At 76.0% G+C, this 2,055-nt stretch carries 1 protein-coding gene and 1 pseudogene; both read left to right on the forward strand.

All coding sequences use genetic code 11. The features are described from left to right. Positions 1-1,710, forward strand: a 1,710-nt coding sequence (lpqB, locus tag DZG00_RS14990) for a lipoprotein LpqB (RefSeq protein ID WP_119455794.1), incomplete at its 5' end; no start/stop codon positions are given. Positions 1,711-1,771: 61 nt separating this feature from the next. After that, positions 1,772-2,055: pseudogene (locus tag DZG00_RS17390) on the forward strand (ComF family protein); the annotation flags it as partial.

Genomic DNA, 2,055 nt, shown 5'->3' on the forward strand with positions numbered 1-2,055 from the left:
CCCCGCGCGGGCCGCGCGCCGCGTCGCTCCGTCCGCGGGGCCGCCGTCGCGCTCGCCGCCGCCTGCGCCGTCCTCCTCTCCGGCTGCGTCTCCATCCCGTCCGGCGGTCCCGTCTCCGAGGGCGATCCCGCCACCGTCACGGACGAGTCGGGCGTCAGCTACCAGCCCGACGGCCCGCAGGCCGGCGACGGCCCGGATGACGTCATCGCCGGGTTCGTCGATGCCGCCACGAGCTCCGCCGACCAGTACGGCGTCGCGCGCCAGTTCCTCTCGTCCGACTTCGCGTCGCGCTGGGATCCGTTCGCGAGCGTCGTCGTCTGGGAGGGCCAGGCCGCCACCTCGGAGGAGGTCGACGGCACGTACAGCTTCTCCGTCACGACCATCGCCACGGTCGACGGGCAGGGCCACTACCGCGAGGTCGGCAGCGACCAGGAGACGCGCCTGTCCTTCCAGCTCGTGCAGGAGCGCGGCGAGTGGCGCATCGCGAAGGCACCGGACGGCATCGCGCTGCGCTCCACCTACTTCCGCGAGATCTTCAGCGCGCACGCCCTGTACTTCTTCGACCCGACATTCTCGTTCCTCGTGCCGGACCTCCGCTTCTTCGTCACGCGCGCGTCCCAGAGCGTCAGCACGCGCATCGTCAAGTCCCTCCTGCAGGGCCCGTCGCCGTGGCTGTCGCAGCCCGCGGTCGTCACGGCCTTCCCGGAGGGCACGCGCCTGGCGTCGTCGGCCGTCACGACCGCGGGCGGCACCCCGCAGGTGGACCTCTCCACGGAGGCGCGCGCGGCCGACGGCGTCACGCAGCAGCGGATGAAGCTGCAGCTGCGGCAGAGCCTGTCCAACATCCCGTCCGTGCTCGACGTGCAGATGCTCGTCGACGGCACGCCCCTCACCGTGGCCGACCTCGGCGGGCGCGCCCCGGTCAAGGACCCGCAGGCGGAGTCGCGCCCGCTGGTGCTCGCGCAGGGCGCGTTCGGCTACCTCGGCGGGGGAGAGGTCGCCCCGCTCGGGACCCTCGGCACGCGCGTGGCGGCGCTCGGGGCCGACGCGGCGACGCTCAGCGCGGACGGCACGCTGGCCGCGGTGCGGAACGCGTCCGGCGTGTGGTCGGTGGGCGACGGCGAGCGCGACGCGGTCCTCCTCGACACGCGCCCGGGCCTCGTCGCACCGTCGCTCGACGCGGAGGGCTACGTGTGGTCGACGCCCGCGTCGGATCCGCGCGGCCTCGTCGCCTGGGGACCGGACGGCGTCGGCCACCCCGTCGCCGTCAGCTGGACCGCCACCGGCCGCGTCGTCTCGCTCGAGGTCGCCCGCGACGGCGCCCGCGTGCTGGTCCAGCTCGAGACGGGCGCCGGTCCGCAGCTGCTCGTGGCGTCGATCGTGCGCGACGGCGGCGTCCCGACGTCCCTGACGACGACCCCGCTCGAGCTCCTGGCGTCCCCCGGCACCCCGCTGGACGCGACGTGGGTCGACGAGCTCGACGTCGCCACCCTGACCCTCGCGCCCGACGGCGAGCGCCAGGTCGAGGTGCACCAGGTGGGCGGTCCGTCGAAGGTCATGGGATCCGCGGCGGACGGCGTCTCGATCACCGGCGCCAACGACGAGAGCGGCCTGCGGGTCCTCACGAGCACGGGCGCCCTGCTCACGCCCCGCGGCAGCACGTGGCAGCAGACGGCCACCGGCGTCTCCTTCGTGGCGACCAAGCGCTGAGGCCATCCACGGATCCGTCGCCCGGCCCCGCAGCGGCTCGGGATCATGCGACCCTCCGCGCGTGATCCCCCTGCCGTCGCCCGCCTCCACCCCGTCGTCCCGCGTCCCCCCGGCCGTCCGCTCCGCCCTGCTCGACGCGCTCGCGGTGGTGGCCCCGGTGAGCTGCGCCGGATGCGGGGCGGCGGACCGCGCCGTCTGCGCGGTGTGCCTGGCCGCGCTCGGGGAAGGACCCCACGTGCGCCCGCTCGCGCTGGCCCCCGTCCCGGCGCCGCGCGGATGCGAGCGTGCCCGCGTCGTGCCGGTCGGCTGCGGGAGCGCCTACGCGGCGCCGTGGCCCGCGCTGCT

Origin of the sequence: Clavibacter lycopersici (genome assembly GCF_003576405.1) — a bacterium.
In the GTDB taxonomy this organism is placed as follows: Bacteria; Actinomycetota; Actinomycetes; order Actinomycetales; family Microbacteriaceae; genus Clavibacter; species Clavibacter lycopersici.